The 1272-nt window shown below is 39.2% G+C and carries 1 pseudogene; it reads right to left on the reverse strand.

Annotation, left to right across the window (positions count from 1 at the left end):
* Positions 1-1272, reverse strand: a pseudogene (locus ABD909_RS05070) (Vomp family autotransporter); the annotation flags it as partial.

Raw genomic sequence — 1272 nt, forward strand, 5'->3', positions numbered from 1 at the left:
AGCTACCTTCTTTAAAGCCTGTGTTTCCACCCAAAATCTTGGCTACATCTTGACCTATCGTGTGAAGCTGACCACCCGTAACCGCATCATGAGAATTCTTAGAAATCACACCATCAGAAACATTATGCAAAGCAACAGAAGCTGCATTTGGGCCTTTTCCAAAAGTTACACTCGTATAATCTGTATCACCATCTGCATTCTTATCGTAATGAACAACCGCTGAATCATCTGATTGAAGACTGTTAGAAAGATCCTTTAAACCTTTATCAAATTGCTCTTTATTAACTGCTTCATTCCCTTTTTCTGCTGCCTTAACTCCTGAAAGCCTACGATCTGCTTGATCCTTGTTGGCAATATTAACTTCAGTGCCGGCGACTTCTTTACCAATTATGATCAGACCTGTGTCTTTGTCTTGCTTGATAAGACTATCACTGACAATATTGGTGATTTGGTTATTCACTTCATTATGAACATCTGTAATAGAAGTGCTAACACCTGCAAACGCATCCGCAACATTGTGATAGATCTGTTCTTCAGGATTACCATCCTTATTGAACTGCTTAACTTTGAAAACTGGTGCCGTCCATACACCATTCTCATATTTCGTACCTCCGCCTAAATAGGTCGAAATCGTACTGTGCAGAGAATAAAGTTGTCCACCTGTTACCGCATCCGTCGAACCAGAAGCAATAGTGCCATTGGCAACGTTGTGAAGAGCCGTGAGAGTTTTATCTTTACCACCAAAAGTTACACTCCCATAATCAACAGTGCTATTGTTATCGTCTTTATCATAATGCACAATCGCCGAATCTTCTGACTGCAAATGATTAATCTGGTTGGTTATCTCATTGGTAATTTTGTTCTGAACATTCGTAAAAGAACTACCAACTCCTGTCAAAGCATCCGCTACATTCTGATAAGTCTCACTTTTTTCCTTACCTTCAGCACTAATTGTATTAACCTTAAAGCTTGGAGCTTTCCATTCTCCCTTTTCATTATAACCTGCTCCACCGCCTAAATATCCTGCAAACTGATCTTGTAAGGAATAAAGCTGAGAACCTGTAATTGCGTCAGTGGAAACTTTGGAAATATCTCCATTCGCAAGAAAGGTAATCTTACTATTTTCTTTTTTACCTTCTTTTTCTCCATGTTGGGCAACAAAAGCACCTTCAGAACTATTCCAATTTAAAGAATCCTGTGCAACTCCCTGAGATACTTCTTTAATACGATTGTTTACATTCTTGATGTTCTCATCAAGGCCTGTAAATGCAC

The sequence above is a fragment of the Bartonella acomydis genome, assembly GCF_039543025.1.
In the GTDB taxonomy this organism is placed as follows: Bacteria; Pseudomonadota; Alphaproteobacteria; order Rhizobiales; family Rhizobiaceae; genus Bartonella; species Bartonella acomydis.